General features: G+C 50.5%; 13 protein-coding genes. 7 read left to right on the top strand and 6 right to left on the bottom strand.

The window, feature by feature from the left end; all coding sequences use genetic code 11:
- Nucleotides 1-283: 283 nt before the first annotated feature.
- Complete coding sequence (locus tag AC3WQT_RS22735; protein WP_492707364.1) at nucleotides 284-1204, top strand: cation diffusion facilitator family transporter; 921 nt, start codon at nucleotides 284-286, stop codon at nucleotides 1202-1204.
- Nucleotides 1205-1241: 37 nt separating this feature from the next.
- On the opposite strand, the gene AC3WQT_RS22740 is transcribed toward AC3WQT_RS22735, so the two are convergent.
- From AC3WQT_RS22740 to AC3WQT_RS22760, 5 genes are all read right to left on the bottom strand, one after another.
- Nucleotides 1242-4025, bottom strand: coding sequence for a DUF1631 family protein (locus AC3WQT_RS22740; protein ID WP_492707366.1), 2784 nt, complete (start codon nucleotides 4023-4025; stop codon nucleotides 1242-1244).
- Nucleotides 4026-4147: 122 nt separating this feature from the next.
- The gene (locus AC3WQT_RS22745; RefSeq protein ID WP_492707368.1) at nucleotides 4148-6784 is read right to left on the bottom strand and encodes a DNA topoisomerase III; all 2637 of its coding nucleotides are present in this window, start codon (nucleotides 6782-6784) and stop codon (nucleotides 4148-4150) included.
- Between the two features lie 167 nt (nucleotides 6785-6951).
- Complete coding sequence (locus AC3WQT_RS22750; RefSeq protein ID WP_423006979.1) at nucleotides 6952-7416, bottom strand: Smg family protein; 465 nt, start codon at nucleotides 7414-7416, stop codon at nucleotides 6952-6954.
- 64 nt (nucleotides 7417-7480) lie between these two features.
- Nucleotides 7481-8599: a DNA-processing protein DprA gene (dprA, locus tag AC3WQT_RS22755; RefSeq protein ID WP_492707370.1), complete on the bottom strand. Its 1119-nt coding sequence runs from the start codon at nucleotides 8597-8599 to the stop codon at nucleotides 7481-7483.
- A 12-nt stretch (nucleotides 8600-8611) separates the two neighbouring features.
- Entirely contained in the window at nucleotides 8612-9709 is a 1098-nt protein-coding gene (locus AC3WQT_RS22760) for a LysM peptidoglycan-binding domain-containing protein (protein WP_492707372.1), read from the bottom strand.
- Between the two features lie 161 nt (nucleotides 9710-9870).
- On the opposite strand from AC3WQT_RS22760, the gene def reads away from it, so the two are divergent.
- From def to AC3WQT_RS22780, 4 genes are all read left to right on the top strand, one after another.
- Nucleotides 9871-10395, top strand: coding sequence for a peptide deformylase (def, locus tag AC3WQT_RS22765; protein ID WP_492707374.1), 525 nt, complete (start codon nucleotides 9871-9873; stop codon nucleotides 10393-10395).
- On the top strand, nucleotides 10395-11351 hold the full coding sequence (gene fmt / locus AC3WQT_RS22770) for a methionyl-tRNA formyltransferase (protein ID WP_492707376.1): 957 nt from the start codon (nucleotides 10395-10397) through the stop codon (nucleotides 11349-11351). The genes def and fmt overlap by 1 nt, the downstream gene beginning before the upstream one ends.
- A 208-nt stretch (nucleotides 11352-11559) precedes the next feature.
- Nucleotides 11560-12237 carry a hypothetical protein gene (locus AC3WQT_RS22775; protein ID WP_492707378.1) on the top strand — a complete coding sequence of 226 codons (678 nt, stop codon included), beginning with the start codon at nucleotides 11560-11562 and terminating at the stop codon, nucleotides 12235-12237.
- Complete coding sequence (locus AC3WQT_RS22780) at nucleotides 12237-12809, top strand: FlgO family outer membrane protein (RefSeq protein WP_492707380.1); 573 nt, start codon at nucleotides 12237-12239, stop codon at nucleotides 12807-12809. The genes AC3WQT_RS22775 and AC3WQT_RS22780 overlap by 1 nt, the downstream gene beginning before the upstream one ends.
- Before the next feature lie 96 nt (nucleotides 12810-12905).
- Here the strand turns inward: AC3WQT_RS22780 and nhaR are convergent, their stop codons facing one another.
- On the bottom strand, nucleotides 12906-13817 hold the full coding sequence (gene nhaR / locus AC3WQT_RS22785; RefSeq protein WP_492707382.1) for a transcriptional activator NhaR: 912 nt from the start codon (nucleotides 13815-13817) through the stop codon (nucleotides 12906-12908).
- Nucleotides 13818-13980: 163 nt separating this feature from the next.
- Here nhaR and AC3WQT_RS22790 point away from each other — a divergent pair, with 163 nt between their 5' ends.
- Nucleotides 13981-14664, top strand: coding sequence for a Bax inhibitor-1/YccA family protein (locus AC3WQT_RS22790; RefSeq protein WP_492707384.1), 684 nt, complete (start codon nucleotides 13981-13983; stop codon nucleotides 14662-14664).
- A 3-nt stretch (nucleotides 14665-14667) separates the two neighbouring features.
- Complete coding sequence (locus tag AC3WQT_RS22795; protein ID WP_492707386.1) at nucleotides 14668-15624, top strand: TerC family protein; 957 nt, start codon at nucleotides 14668-14670, stop codon at nucleotides 15622-15624.
- Nucleotides 15625-15670 lie beyond the last annotated feature (46 nt).

Below are 15670 nucleotides of genomic sequence, written 5' to 3' on the forward strand. Positions count from 1 at the left end.
TTACGAATCAACGTCGTCCGATGGGCTTCTATATTGATGGGCATTTCGCTCATCGACCGAAACCCAGCCATATCCCGACCTTCTCCTTGAAGGGGAAGGAGTTTGCACAGCTTTGAGAAATGCTGGCATTGCTTCGCGAAGTGACGGGGACTTTATCAAGCTAAACAGCTCTCTGTGTATCAACCAAAAACAAATTCTGCAAAAGCAAACATTCCGAATGCCTAATTGATTATTTGCAGAGAAATCAAGTAAGGTTAGGTTTTTCTCACTTTTAATTATTCTCATGTCTGCGAATTCAGAAGGTTCTACCAAGGCGATTTTTTATGCGCTGGGTGCCAATGGCGGTATTGCCTTGGCTAAATTTGGCGCGGCCATCTTTACGGCGTCGGGGGCCATGCTGGCGGAAGCTATTCATTCCACGGCGGATTGTATTAATCAGATTTTTTTGCTGGTAGGTATCAAGGAAGCCAAGCGTGCACCAGACGCGTCCCACCCTATGGGGTATGGGCGCGTGGTTTACTTCTGGGCCATGATGGTGGCTTTGCTGTTGTTCTTTTTGGGCGGTGCGTTTTCTGTCATGGAGGGTGTAGAACGCCTGAAGCATCCTGAACCTCTGAAGAATCCTATGGTGGCGCTGGTAGTGCTGGGTATTTCTGTCGCCCTGGAAGCATTTTCACTCTACGGGGCGATGCTGGAGATACGCAAGATTTCTGGCGGCAAATCTTTCTTTCACTGGTTCAGAGAAACCCGTCAATCTGAATTGATGGTGGTGGCAGGTGAAGATATCGCTGCCCTGGCTGGCCTGGCTGTGGCTTTTGTTGCAGTGGTGCTGTCGGTGGTGACTGGTAACCCGATCTGGGATGCGATTGGTTCCATCGTCGTGGGCATACTATTGATGGCTGTTGCATTTTTTGTCATCAGGGAAGTCAAGGCCATGATTACTGGCGAGTCTGCTGCGCCGGAAGTGAATGAAGCTATACGCGCGCATATAGCCAGCCACCCGCAAGTCGATCACGTCATCAACCTGATTACCCTGCAATGGGGTGAGCAGTTAATGATCGCGGTACAGGCAAAAATGCGTCCACAGGGTTCTGACCAGGCGCTGATTGCTGCCATCAATGAAGTGGAAGACGGCATACAAAGCAATTGGCCACAGGCGAAGTGGTGTTTCTTTGAGCCGGACCTGGATAGTACTGACGACTAGAAAATCTGAGCTGATGAATCTGGTATGGCCGGTTTTTTTAAACCCGCACATTATCGACTTCATCAGCAGACTTGAGCAGGGTGTGGATGGCACGCTCAAACAGAGGTTCATCTTCCACAAAACGCAATTTGCCTGAATCCAGCAATTCACAAAGCACACGTATGCTGAGTACGGAAGGAAATTCATCCCCTTTCATGCTCAGCACGACATAGATCAGATTCGGATCTACCCAGCGCAGGCAAGCCTTGGCATTGAGCTTCTCGGTTTTTAAATCAATCAGCGCACCGCAGACTATGCGTTCAAGGTAGGCTGGATTGAGCTCTGGTTCAGCGGGGGTATTAACAGTGATGACACCTTCTGCAGGTGGGACTTGCTTCTGAACTTCCTTATCCAGCATCCTGATATGCAAACCCAGTTCACCAAACACGCCTAGTTGATACAGTTCCCGGGCAAATTCATAATGATGAACCTCGGAATGTTCTATCGTATCCGGCTGATTAGTGAATTGTTCAAAACGCTCATGCATGGCCGGCAGGCTCAGGCCCTGCGGTTTTTTGCTGTCGGCTGACGGACGCAATGCTTTGGAATGGGCTTCTGCCAGCCAGTTCAAGAGTTTCTGCTGTCTGGGTTTTTCCAACTCCATCAAATCCATGCCATGCCGCAAGGTTCCCACCATGTTTGGCAACATGGATGACAGCAAGTTCCTGTCGTCGTTATCCAGCTTGGGAAAGACACTCCATAACAAGTCGGGGACCAGCAGGCGATAACGTCTGGCCAACAAGGCATCTGTCCTTTCAGCCACTTCTATTGCCCTGACCCATTCTGTCCTCAGGAAGCTGCGGAAGGACATCTCCACATTCACTTTTGGCATGGCTTTGCTGATCGCCACAGCAATACAGGCAAAGCGCATAAAGCGGATTTCTGCTTCACCCAGGGCTTTTACGGTGCGGTGTATATGCTGATTATTGGTACGCAATTCACGGGCAATGAAGGTTTCAAACCTGTTTTGTATGCGTGAAAACAGTTCTGGCACTTCACTATCGTGCCGCATCAGGGTCTTGATGATGCGGGCGATTTCTTCAGTCACATGGTTATCAACATCACCGATTTGCTGGGCACTATAGGCAATCGAGCAAATCCGGTTCAACAAAAGGCGGGCCGGGTGTTTGCTATCGCTGAGCAGATTTTTTTCTTTCAGTGCCAGTTGCAAGATGAGGAATTGCAAGCGCCCCAGACTGATACGTATATTAAACGGCACCAGTTCATCACACAGCATGACTTCAAACAGCATAGAAACCAGGTCTATGCTCATCTGTTCTTCGGTATCCTTGGCCAGGCTATATAAGGCGTCTTTCTGCTCGCGTATCAGGTTACGGATTTCACCCTGCCCGTCCTTCATGGATGCACTGTCAGGCACCATGACCTTGTGCATTTGTCCCAGCACCTTGGACAAGCCCATGCTCATTTCTGGCGGCAGCGATTGCGCGTCTGCCCTTTGTTTGAGCTGGGCTTCTATATTTTGTAAATGCGAGGCAACCAAGGCGGCAGGTACCTGTATCTGATCAGAACTACCCGCACCTACGGACGCTGGCAAACCAGAGTGGGCGAATTGACCGGAGCGCGCCTGACCAGGTGTATTAGTTGATGTATTAGATCCAGCCTGAGAGTTATCCCTGACCGTGAAAGGAATACTGTCGCCTGCATGCTTATCCCTGCGGAGACTGGCAGGTGCAGCCTCACCAAAAGCCTGGCGCAAGACACCACCCAAAGCACTGTTGCCACTCAGCCAGGCAGGACCCGCATTGGCAGGTGAAGTGCTTGGAGACGGCATTCCGGCATAGGGATTGGATGCTGCTGCCTGCATGCTGCTGGCATTTTGTGCAAGTACCGGAGTGGCCGCAGGCAGAGACAAGGGCTTGCCACGTACCGTTTGAAATAATTGTTCGAGGCGCACACCAGGGCTGGCCATGGCAGTCTGTTGTGCCGCCGGGAAAGCGCCCTGGTTTTGTACCTGGACTTGGCCCTGGCCTGGACCTTGTGCGCCCGGAAAAACACCTGCCTGCATGGTGGAATAAGCACCTCCACTTGCGCCACCAGTGCCACCGGAGCCACCTGCCCCACCGAATCCGCCCTGTTGTCCAGCAGCTGGGTTGCGGGTCTGTTGTGATTCTGGCGCCTTGCTGATCTTGAGTGCCAGATTCGCACTGATGCCCTGTCGTTCCAGAGCTGCATTGGCCGCTTCATAGATGGCAGACATGGTGCCAGCCATGGTTTCACCCAGTTGTTCTATCAGTATGGCTTCTGTATCTGGCAGCAATTTCTGCTCTTCCACCGCAAGAAAAACACAACGCGCCAGCAAATAAGGCCGGAAGGGATTTTCCCTTTCGCGTATATCATCTTGCCCAAATAAGACCGCGATACGGATATTCAAATCCAGCAAGGCTTGCCCGGCTTTATCGCGGAAATTCTGCGTCATTTCATTAAAACGCAGTGTAGTCTCAAAGGTAGAAGAGTCCAGCAGAGCCAGTTCAGTTACCTGGCCTAAAGCAGAGGCTGGCCTGAAGGTGCTGTAGGCGGTGGTAATACTGCGGTCCAGTAATTGCTCAAGGTGGACAGGCATGGCGCGGGAAATGGCATCCCATTTTTCTGGCAGGATGGCGCGCGCACTGACAATGCGGCTTTTATCTGCCGAGGAAGTGCCGTTGTAATTCGCCTTGGTCAGCAATGCTTCCAAAGCTTCGGGCAGAATGCCGGGTACTGCATGATTAAATGCATGAGTAAATTCAGCGCGAGCACTGGATAAAGACTCGTTTGCGACCATGTGCACCCTATATCTAGAAAATCACCTTTTAACAATACGCGAAAATGACTGACTCTGCCAGGAAAGTGCCAGATTTGACACTTTCCACCTAGAGTTTATCCCGATTCACACAGGATAAATGATCAGGCCGCCTTCTTTTTCCTGACTACGGTTTTTTTTGCGGGTGCTGCTTTAGCTGCAGTTGTGGCCTTGGCCCTGGTCACTTTGGTGGCCGCAACTGCAACCGAACCTTCCGCATCAGGCTCTGCCTTGGCCTTGGATTTGCCAGCAGCAGGGGCTTTGGCCTTGCGCTCTTCAAATTCAAAACTGACCTTGCCATCCTTGCCGCGCACCAGAAAAGCCTTGAATGGGCGGCGGGTACGTTGCGAGATAAAGCCAGGCAACAAGTCTGTCTTGCCGTCATTCAACAATTTGCCCATCTGCTCAGGCAGAATTTCTTGCTGCAGGATGATGCGGCCACTGCGGAAATCGCAAGTCTTGGGTTTTGCCATGAATTTTTCACAGACATAGGCCAGGCCCATTTCATACACGCCATTACCGCATTTTGGACAAGGTCCGAGCGAAGTTTGTTCGGAAAAATCGACAGGTTCCCCATCTTCACCTTCGTCCTGGTTCTGGCCAAAATCAAATTCCAGCTTCAGGTTATTGTGCTCAGTGTCCGGCACGATCTTCAAAATGGCTGCAAATGGGCGTCCCATTTTGGAACGGAAGCCTTGCAGCGGGCCGATTTCACGTTTGGCCAGTAACTCTTCCACTTCAGCAACTTCAAACTGACGGCTACCAGGTGTCTTGCTCATGGAGAATTCGCACTTGGTACAGGCAAAGCGACGATAATTCTCTTTGACCACACCACCGCAATGCGGGCAGGGTGTATGCAAGGTTGCATAGTCACCCGGGATAGTGTCGTTATCGTATTCCTTGGCGCGCTTGACGATGATCTGGGTCATCTGGGCAATCTCGCGCATGAATTCTTCACGGCTGATCTTGCCTTTTTCCATTTGCGAAAGCTTGTACTCCCACTCACCGGTCAGTTCTGGTGAGGTCAGTTCATCTACGCCCAAACCGCGCAACAGGGTCATCAACTGGAAGGCTTTGGCGGTAGGCATCATTTCACGGCCTTCGCGCAACAGGTATTTCTCGTTCAGCAAACCCTCGATGATGGCAGCACGGGTAGCTGGTGTACCCAGCCCTTTGCCTGCCATGGCTTCACGCAGGTCACCGTCATCGACCAGTTTGCCGGCGCCTTCCATGGCGGACAACAAGGTTGCCTCGCTGTAACGGGCAGGTGGTTTGGTGACCAGTGCATTCGCAGTAATCTGCTCGGTCTGGACCTTCTCACCTTTGGCAACTGGCACCAGGGTGCCTTTGCTCTCGCCATCTTTTTCTTCCAGACCATCTTTGCCGTATATCGCCAGCCAGCCAGCGCTGGTCATGACCTTGCCTTCAGTCTTGAACTGATGGCCGGATACTTCGGTAATGCGAGTCGTCACCTGAAACTCAGCCGCCGGGAAAAACACGGCCAGGAAACGGCGCGTCACCAGGTCATACAGTTTTTGTTCAGGTTCAGACAAATTCTTTGGTGCCAGACCAGTAGGAATGATCGCAAAGTGATCACTGATCTTGGTGTTGTCGAAAATACGCTTGTTCGGCTTGACCCAGTTGTTTTTCAGGATTTGTGAAGCGAACTGATGGTAGTTGTTCGTATCAGAGATCGTGCCCAGAGTGTCTTTCACCGTAGGCAGGTAATCTTCCGGCAAATGACGGGAATCGGTACGTGGGTAAGTCAATACCTTGTGTTTTTCATACAAGGCCTGAGCCAGACCCAGGGTATTCTTGGCTGAAAAACCGAAACGGGCATTGGCCTCGCGTTGCAAACTGGTCAGGTCAAACAAGGCAGGCGCTATTTGCGTCGCCGGTTTGGATTCTTCAGTGACGCTGCCCTGGCGGTTACGGCACGCGGCCACGATGGATTCGGCAGCTGCCTTGCTCCACAGGCGCTCAGCCTTTTTCTCAGGATCGTGTTCGTCTTTCTTGAACTGGTGGTCTTGCCAGCGGCCTTCATAAATACCGGCGGCGCAAACAAACTCTGCCTTCACTTCCCAATAATCACGGGAGACAAATTTTTTGATCTTTTCTTCACGTTCAACCACGATGGACAAGGTTGGCGTCTGCACGCGGCCCACAGTAGTCAGATAAAAACCGCCTTCCTTGGAATTGAAGGCAGTCATCGCACGGGTGCCATTGATACCGATCAGCCAGTCTGCCTCGGAGCGGCAACGGGCTGCGTCAGCCAGAGGCATCATTTCTGCATCGCTGCGCAATTTCTGGAAGCCATCGCGTATCGCACCTGTCGTCATGGATTGCAGCCACAGACGGCTGACTGGCTGCTTAGCCTTGGCATGCTGGGCAATCAGACGAAAAATCAACTCACCTTCGCGGCCCGCGTCACATGCGTTGATGAGGCCGGTGACATCCTTGCGCTTGATCAGCTTATTCAATACCTTCAGACGCGATTCAGTCTTGGCAATCGGGTTCAGGGCAAAATGCGGCGGTATCATTGGCAAATGGGTGAAACTCCATTTACCACGTTTGACGTCGTATTCTTCCGGAACCGTAATTTCCAGCAAATGGCCTACTGCGGAAGAAAGTACATAGTTGTCTGATTCAAAATAATCATCATGCTTGGTGAAGCCACCCAGCGCTTTCGCTATGTCATTAGCGACTGAGGGTTTTTCGGCAATGATGAGCGTTTTTGTCATTTCGGGATTCTCGAATAGGGTAAAGCGTGGTTGCCAATGTCTAATAGGCAACATTTCGCAAAATAAGCGTAAGACTAACCTAAATTTGCGGGGAATGATAAACGTGATAGACGAAAAACCGCAATCTATGCGCGATTTTTGTCATAAAAATTCCATTTAGGAAATGATTAATGCAAAAGCCTGCCCGTGTTGTCGTCATCTGACAACAATAATTCATCGAACATCAGCATGTCAGGCTCGGCGCCCTGGCTCCACAGCATCATTAAAACAATAATGCGCAGTTTATCCAGCGGCAGAGGTGATTCATTGACAACTAATGCCCTCTCAATCACGATTTCGCGTTGATTGGCATTAAGTAATCCGGCAGACTCAAGAAATTGTATGAAACCCAGGGCTGGCGTGCCCAAAGCGACAATTTCCTGCTCAGCATAAATCCTGAAACCCTTGGAAACAGGTGCTGCCGTAGCTGGTTCAGCTGTATTCACAGCCAGACCCGTCAGCCAGTCCAGCGCCTCGGAAATTTCATCCTCAGGGAAACCAACCGCCGACAATTTTTTAGTCAAAGCCGCCGTGTCAGGACACGCATCCGGACGATAATAGGTTTCGTAGAGGTAAACAAGAATATCAAACATGCTGCTACTGTAGCCTTTGCAGCGATTTCAAACAAGCCCCTGCCAATTTGTCATCAAATATCAATCAGGCAAGTCGGCGGTAATAACCACCCGGCAAAGCTTCCAGCTGTCCGCTTAATTCCAGCGTTAACAACTCTGTCGTCAGACTGGAAATGTCTATACCTGTGCGGCTGGCCAGCATATCCATATGGACAGGATCAAAGCTGATTTCTTTTAAAAGGCCAGCCTCAGATGTATCCATATGCACAGCACCGGGCTTTGCCAATGTATGCGGTGCAGGTAATGGCACCGACTGCAATTGCAATTCTTCCAATATATCCTGCGCGGATTCCACCAACTTGGCACCTTGACGGATTAACTGATGGCAACCCCTGGACAAAGGTGAGTGGATAGACCCCGGGATGGCAAATACTTCCCGCCCTTGTTCCGCTGCCATACGGGCAGTGATCAGTGAACCAGATTGCGCAGCAGCCTCAACCACCAATACTCCCTTGGCCAAGCCTGAGATGATACGGTTGCGACGAGGAAAATTAGGCGCCAATGCCGGTGTGCCAAGTGAGTATTCACTGACGATACAGCCGCCTTCTGCAATCAGGTGTGCCAGATTACGGTTGCGTGCAGGGTAAACAATATCGGCACCTGTACCTATGACTGCAATAGTCGAGCCCGGGCCGCGCAAAGCCCCCTGATGAGCGGCGGCATCAATGCCAGCAGCCAGACCGGAGCTGATACACAGGCCAGCATTACTTAAAGATTCGGAAAATTGCTCAGCATTGCGTATGCCTTGCACGGTGGCATTACGGCTACCAACAACGGCGACCGTGGCAGCCTCCAGCAAGGCAGCACGGCCTTTGACGTACAACATCAGTGGGGGATCAGGGATTTCCAGCAAGGCACGTGGATACCCTGCGTCCGCCAGTGTCAATATCAGATTACCTGGCTGTTCTTGCCAGGCCAGGGTCTTGTCCAGTTGCTGCTGAAAGTCAGGTGAACTGGCCAGCAAGGCCTTGGCCAGTCTTGGTGTGACTACTTCACTGAGGGCGGCATGACTCGCAGCAAAGATGTGCTCAGGCAGACCAAATACAGCGAGCAAACGGCGTGCGGACTCATTGCCAACTCCTGGCGTTTGTTCCAGCCTTAACCAGGCACTCAAATCCTGGTGTACATCCAAACCAAGCGCCATCAGCAAGCGGAATTATCTTGGCGATTTAGCTGCGTCACCCACTTTGACGATATCTTTCACCTGCATGATAAGGCCATAGGAGACATTATTGAATACACGGAAGATAAACAAATCACCAATAGGTTCATCTGGCAGTTTGACTGATTTATTGGCATCGGTTTTATCCTGTATCACTCTGCCATAGTTATACAAAGTGAGGACTGTACCTATATTCAAGCCATCATTCTTGCCGCGATTGATAGAAACGATCTGGTTCTGACCTGCCGAACCGACACCGCCATAGACGGATACGATACGGGCATCAACATCTTCTTTAGGTGGATGCGGCACATAATTCAAAATCGGGGAAGGAGGAATAGGCATCAGACGATCACCCACTGCCATTTCTTGTTTTGACCTGACGACAGAGAAAGTATGCACGTCACTCTCGTCATTGCCTTCGCGTTCTAGCTTGACCGTACCGAGGTACACGGCCTCGTAGGCGATGATGGCCTTGGTGACGGGGTCGCGCAAAGGCACGCCCGGACGGAAAACCTGGAACGAGGTGCTGCCATCCAGTTCACCCCGGACATAAGCCTGTTCATTCAGACCCAGGTTGACGCGACCTTCCTTGGTGGCAATAATGCGCGGCGCGACAGCCAGGTCATCGTCTTCCAATATCAAAGGCTGGGACAGGAACGGCTCTATCACAGACGCCGCAATAGCCGGGATGGCATTTTCACCCAAGCCCTGAACACGCGATTTTGGATTCCACTTAACGGTTGGCACGCCGCCTGGATTACCAAGACGCAAGCGGCCATTGACACGGTCAAAATAGACGATCTGGCCAGGATATATCCAGTGCGGGTTCTTGATATCTTCCTGGTTCATGCCCCAGACCACAGGCCAGCACCAGGGGTTTTTCAGGAACATGCTGGATATGCCCCACAGCGTATCCCCTTTGACGACGACATGCTTGTCTGGTGCCTCTGGCAAGAATTCGCACTTGGTTTTGCTGGCAACGGCTTGCGCCTGTGCCGTGGTTGCCTGTCCACCAGCCGCAAGCGCCCCGGTAGAAATCAGGGGAAGACTGACAGCGAAGATGGAAGCGATTGTGCTAAACTTTTTCATGAATAATATCCGATGCAAAATACTGCAATACCGCAAGTGAAGGCGCGCAGGCAGGCGCAATCTTGCAAAACTTGCCAAATTGAATCAAATTCTGCCCATAAATCCTTGAACTAGCAAGAAAAACTGCGCAATAAGCATCAAAGCTTGTTGTGAAAAGTCTTATGACGATACTAAATATACTGCGCTACCCCGACGCGCGCCTCCATAAAGTGGCAAAACCGGTAACACAATTTGATGAACGCCTGAAAACTCTGGTCGCCGATATGGCCGCAACCATGTACGACGCACCCGGCGTTGGCCTGGCTGCTTCGCAGGTCGATGTGCACGAGCAACTGGTGGTCATTGACGTTTCAGAAACCAATGACCAGCTACAGGTATTCATTAATCCAGAAATACTCTGGACCAGTGAAGAACGCAAGGTTTATGACGAAGGCTGCCTGTCTGTACCCGGCATTTATGATGGTGTGGAACGCCCGGCCGAAGTCAAGGTACGCGCCCTGGATGCTGATGGCAAGCCATTTGAAATCCACGCAACTGACTTACTGGCAGTCTGCATACAGCATGAAATGGATCATCTGAAAGGCAAGGTATTTGTCGAATACCTGTCGCCAATGAAACGTAACCGTATCAAAACCAAGCTGCAGAAGGAAGAACGCGAAGAGCAACGCAGACGGGCTGAACGTTAATGCGTGTTATTTTTGCCGGAACCCCGGAATTTGCCGCTACCGCCCTGCAGGCCATCCATGCGGCGGGTTTTGAAGTGCCTCTGGTACTGACTCAGCCAGACCGCCCGGCAGGGCGTGGCATGCAATTGCATGCCTCTGCCGTCAAGCAATTTGCCTTGCAGCATGGCATAGCTGTGGCGCAGCCACAGTCTCTGCGACTGGATGGCAAATATCCTGACATTGCCAAAGAAGCGCATGATCTGCTCAATAGCACGCCCCATGATGTCATGGTGGTGGCTGCCTATGGCCTGATCCTGCCACTCTCGGTATTAACCATCCCACGTCTGGGTTGCCTGAATATCCATGGTTCGCTCTTGCCTCGCTGGCGTGGTGCCGCCCCTATTCACAGAGCGATAGAAGCAGGCGACACCGAGACTGGCATCACCATCATGCAAATGGAAGAAGGTCTGGATACCGGCCCCATGTTGCTCAGGCAAAGTATTGCCATTACAGATACAGATACTACCGGCATCCTGCATGACAAACTTGCGGCAATGGGTGGTGAAATGATTGTTGCTGCTTTGCAACAGTTGCAAGCTGGCACGCTCCCGGCAACCATACAGCCCGAGGCTGGTGTCAACTATGCGTCCAAGATCAGTAAAGAAGAAGCTGGCCTGGACTTCAACTTGCCTGCAGAGGTACTTGCAAGAAAAATACGTGCCTTCAATCCCTTTCCCGGTACCCATGCTCAGTATGCTGAAACCACCATCAAAGTGTGGGGTGCAAAGCTGCTTGAAACAACTGGTAACCATAAACCTGGGCAAATACTATCGGCGAATGCAGAGCAAGGTGTTATCGTTGCCTGTGGTCAAGGCTCGCTCGGCTTGACTGAATTGCAAAAACCCGGTGGCAAACGACTTTCAGTGACAGATTTCCTACAAGGATTTGCTTTAATTGAGGGACATTTTTTCAGTTAGCTGAAAAAAATGAAGCAAAAAAGCTACAACTTTCCTTAATAAACAGTGGTCTGTGCATGATATCTGCGGGAATAGTTCAATTAATGCCTTGCTGCAAGCAAAATCTTTGTTGCCTGCGGCTACTTGTTGTATTCTCTTACACTGAATTATTGCCATTTTCGTTTTCGATAACAAAAACTCTGACTAAGACCTAAAAAAAGGTGAGCTCATGAAGAAATTTCTTCCCATTGCCCTGGCAGCCGCGCTGTTGGCAGGTTGTGCAACTCCATACAGTGAAACGCCCTTAGCAGGCAATTTTCCGACGACGACGCAAAATAAATTGCAAGCGGCGTCGCACTGGCTCGTCATCGCGAAAGATGTAGCAGAGCAAATCAAACTCGGAACCGACAAGATAGGCGCACCGGTTTATGTCATGCCGCCAGAGAAAGATAGCCAATTTACTCAGGCTTTCTACACTCAGATCATTACTTCCCTCGTCAATCAGGGTGTAGTTGTCAGGAAAATCAATGACGGTACTGCGCAAGTTGTCAATATCGAAACTCAGCTGGTACGTTTTTCACCTGACCGCCACCAAAACAAACGTTTTGTGAGCGTGACTGCGATTGGCGCAGGTATTGCTGCCGTGCATGGCCTGGGTATACCGGTCAAAACAGATGCAGTCCTTGGCGGACTGGCACTGGCAGGCGCTTATGACTGGACCAACTGGGTCAATCAGGAATATGCCAGGGGCGCTACACCCAAGCATGAGCTGATCGTGACAACATCACTGGTGAAAAACTCGCAATATATCGCTCGCCGTACCGATGCTTACTATGTCGCTGATATGGATTGGACACTTTACAATAGAGACACTGATTTCAACTTCCGTGTCGTTGGAGGCCAATAATGATGAAAAGTGCAGCTCTCGTCATCGCTTCAGCTATTGCACTCAGTGCTTGTGCCAATCTGGGTCTGGGTAATACTCCGCCACCAGCTGCCGCATCCCCTGTTCCGACATGGAAAGATGCTGAATCCAATGAATTCATCCCGGCTAATCAGCGTGCAGCAGATGCACTGATCAACAATGCTGGTTTGAAGCTTGATCCTTCGCGTCCATTGATTATCGCTACTCTTGCCAATATCAACTTCCTCGAAGAGTCTTCTACATTTGGCCGCATCATTGCTGAACAGATTTCGGGTCAGTTCACCCGTCGTGACTACAAAATGGTGGAAATGAAATTCCGCGACAAGGTATTCATGAAGCAAAATGTTGGCGAATTGCTGCTAACCCGTGAAATCAAGGATGTGGCTCAAAATCATAGTGCCCAGGCAGTCATCGTCGGCACTTATGCCGAAGGCGACAAACTGGTTTTTGTGAATTTGAAACTGGTCAAACCTAGTGACAATACCGTGATCAGCTCGGTTGATTATGCTATCCCTATGGATAAAAATATCAAGACTCTGTTGGGTCGCCGATAATCCAGACTTGCTGGCCGTAACCGGCCTCAGCCAAAAAAGCTAAAAAGCGACAGCGCATGCTGTCGCTTTTTTTTATGCATTACTCTTAAGGCAGTATCATTCATCACCCATAGCAAACAAATCATCACGGGCAGCCCGGCTGATGGCAAGCACTGCCGGATGGGTCAATTTACGCTGTACCGAAATGGCATAAAACTGCTCCCTGATTTCATCGGTCTGCCCGAGTAACTGCACGTCATACTGGCGCATGACCAGGTCAGCAACGACCGTCGGCGCTGCAAAAAAACCAGCACCGGCCTGGCCGAAGGCACTCATGAGCGCACTGTCATCAAATTCACCGGCAATACGTGGATGCAAACCCTGATGATCAAACCATTGCAATAAACGGGCTCGCAAGGCAGCATCTTCTCCCGGCAATAAAAAAGGTGCAGCTTCCAGGTTTTGCGGAAATGTTTGTGGATATTGTTCCAGCAAACCCCTGGTCGCAAAAAAACTGATGCCACACTCCCCCAGTTGATGGCTATATCCGCGCACATTGGCACTGACTGGCATAGGGCTATCCGACATGACGACGTCGAGCTTATGGGTCGCCAGGTCAGCCAGCAAGACTTCCAGCTTGCCTTCGCGGCAATTGATGCGCAAGGTTTGCGGCAACTTCAGGGCTGGCTCCAGCAAGCGATACGCCAGGGTTTTGGGCAAGGCATCAGATACACCCACTCTTAACTGCACGGTACGTGCCGTGGGTCTATGGTGCAAGACCTCTTCCAACTCTTGTCCGAGAGCAAAAATATCATCGGCATAGCTTAAAACCAGGTGCCCTGCCTCAGTCAATTCCAGGTTACGCCCATTTTTACGAAACAGGGCTTCACCCTGGATTTCTTCAAACAGGCTCAGTTGTCCGCTAATGGTTTGCGGCGTCAGATGTAATTGCTCACTGGCACGGGCAATACTTCCAGCCTTGGCCACCATCCAGAAGTAATGCAAATGCTTGTAATTAAGGCTGGGCATATGATTTTGGTCTATTTGGCAATACATCGGTTTATACGACTATTTATTCAATTATATTCGACTTTTCTTGTTTATCCACCAGGTCTACACTAGCTCTACCTTCTGTTGAGAAGGTGAAGCCATTTTGCGTATATGCGTGGCTCCAACATTTCAGGAGAAAAGCATGAAAATCTTGAGTCGTTCTGCCAGTGATGCACAAACCGTCGCCTATAGAGACAGTAATGTCAGCGCCGGCCATAAAGTCTTGCGCAATACTTATATGTTGTTGTCCATGACATTGCTGTTTTCAGCAGTGACCGCGGCAGCAACTGTTGCCTTCAATATTCCGGGTCCCGGCATCTTGCTGACTTTAGTGGGGTACTTTGGCTTGCTATTTGCGACCACTAAATTGCAAAACAGTGGTTGGGGTATTGCATCTGTGTTCGCCCTGACCGGCTTCATGGGTTATACCCTTGGCCCTATGCTGACACGTTATCTGGGTATGCCAGGCGGTACCGGCATCGTGATGACAGCCATGGCCATGACAGGTTTGATCTTCATGGGCTTGTCTGCTTATGTACTGATCAGCAAACGTGATTTCAGTTTCATGGCGGGCTTTTTGATGGTGGGTATGCTGGTCGCTTTTGTTGCCAGTCTGGGTGCGATTTTCTTCCAGATCCCTGCCCTGTCGTTGACGATTTCTGCCGTCATGGTCTTGTTGATGTCGGGCATGATCCTGTTCGAAACCAGCAACATCATTCACGGTGGCGAGACCAATTACATCATGGCGACTGTCAGCCTGTACGTCACCATCTTTAACCTGTTCACCAGCCTCTTGCACTTGCTGGGCTTTATTGAGAAAGAATAAGAAATGATCCATTCCGTCGCTCAGCCCTGGATGTGGGCAGTATTTATCGCTTTTGTTTTACTCATGTTGGCAATCGACGTGCTGGCCCTTGGTGGTTCGCGCGCTCATAAAGTCAGCGTCAGGGAAGCGGCGGCATGGTCTATCGTCTGGGTCAGCCTGGCCTTGTTATTCGATTTTGGTCTGTGGATTTATTTGTCTGACACCGTTGGTCGTGAAGTGGCTACGGCCAAGGCCATGGAATTTCTGACCGGCTACGTCATAGAAAAATCCCTGTCGGTTGATAATGTATTTGTCTTCCTGCTGATCTTTGGTCACTTTGCAGTGCCGCCCCAATACCAGCGCAAGGTTTTGCTGTACGGCGTACTGGGTGCCATCGTCATGCGAATTATCATGATATTGGCTGGTAGCTGGGTGGTAGCGCAGTTCTCATGGGTGCTGTATCTGTTTGGTATTTTCTTGCTGATCACAGGTATGCGCATGCTGGTGGCAGCTGAACAGGAACCTGATCTGGAAGCAAATCCAGTCTTGCGTCTGGCGAAAAAACTGCTGCCTTTCACCAAAGAGTTTCATGCGGAAAAATTCAGCATCAAGGAAAACGGTAAGCGCTTTTTCACCCCCTTGTTCCTGGTGTTGATCCTGATAGAAATATCCGACGTGATTTTTGCTGTTGATTCGATACCGGCGATTTTTGCTGTGACGACTGACCCGTTCATCGTGTTCACATCAAATATCTTTGCCATCATGGGCTTGCGTGCACTGTATTTCTTGCTGGCAGATATGGCAGACCGCTTCCATCTGCTGAAATTCGGCCTGGCGTTTGTGTTGATGTTTGTCGGTATCAAGATGCTTATCGTGAAATGGATGCATGTACCAACCAGCATCTCACTGATCGTTATCGGCACCTTGCTCGGCAGCTCAATAATTGCCAGCCTCGTGGTCAGCCGCAAAAAAACTGGCTAAGCAAAAGCCAAGCAGCAACTTTATTTCCCTTTTTACGATTCCCCTT

This window comes from Undibacterium sp. FW305-107 (assembly GCF_058788535.1).

What these genes read in the sequence shown, in the direction of transcription:
- AC3WQT_RS22790 (WP_492707384.1), top strand. Translation starts at nt 13,981, where the DNA reads ATGAAAATCTTGAGTCGTTCTGCCAGTGATGCACAAACCGTCGCCTAT.
- nhaR (WP_492707382.1), bottom strand. Translation starts at nt 13,817, where the DNA reads ATGCCCAGCCTTAATTACAAGCATTTGCATTACTTCTGGATGGTGGCC.
- AC3WQT_RS22780 (WP_492707380.1), top strand. Translation starts at nt 12,237, where the DNA reads ATGATGAAAAGTGCAGCTCTCGTCATCGCTTCAGCTATTGCACTCAGT.
- AC3WQT_RS22735 (WP_492707364.1), top strand. Translation starts at nt 284, where the DNA reads ATGTCTGCGAATTCAGAAGGTTCTACCAAGGCGATTTTTTATGCGCTG.
- AC3WQT_RS22760 (WP_492707372.1), bottom strand. Translation starts at nt 9,709, where the DNA reads ATGAAAAAGTTTAGCACAATCGCTTCCATCTTCGCTGTCAGTCTTCCC.
- fmt (WP_492707376.1), top strand. Translation starts at nt 10,395, where the DNA reads ATGCGTGTTATTTTTGCCGGAACCCCGGAATTTGCCGCTACCGCCCTG.
- AC3WQT_RS22745 (WP_492707368.1), bottom strand. Translation starts at nt 6,784, where the DNA reads ATGACAAAAACGCTCATCATTGCCGAAAAACCCTCAGTCGCTAATGAC.
- AC3WQT_RS22750 (WP_423006979.1), bottom strand. Translation starts at nt 7,416, where the DNA reads ATGTTTGATATTCTTGTTTACCTCTACGAAACCTATTATCGTCCGGAT.
- AC3WQT_RS22740 (WP_492707366.1), bottom strand. Translation starts at nt 4,025, where the DNA reads ATGGTCGCAAACGAGTCTTTATCCAGTGCTCGCGCTGAATTTACTCAT.
- dprA (WP_492707370.1), bottom strand. Translation starts at nt 8,599, where the DNA reads ATGGCGCTTGGTTTGGATGTACACCAGGATTTGAGTGCCTGGTTAAGG.
- AC3WQT_RS22775 (WP_492707378.1), top strand. Translation starts at nt 11,560, where the DNA reads ATGAAGAAATTTCTTCCCATTGCCCTGGCAGCCGCGCTGTTGGCAGGT.
- AC3WQT_RS22795 (WP_492707386.1), top strand. Translation starts at nt 14,668, where the DNA reads ATGATCCATTCCGTCGCTCAGCCCTGGATGTGGGCAGTATTTATCGCT.
- def (WP_492707374.1), top strand. Translation starts at nt 9,871, where the DNA reads ATGACGATACTAAATATACTGCGCTACCCCGACGCGCGCCTCCATAAA.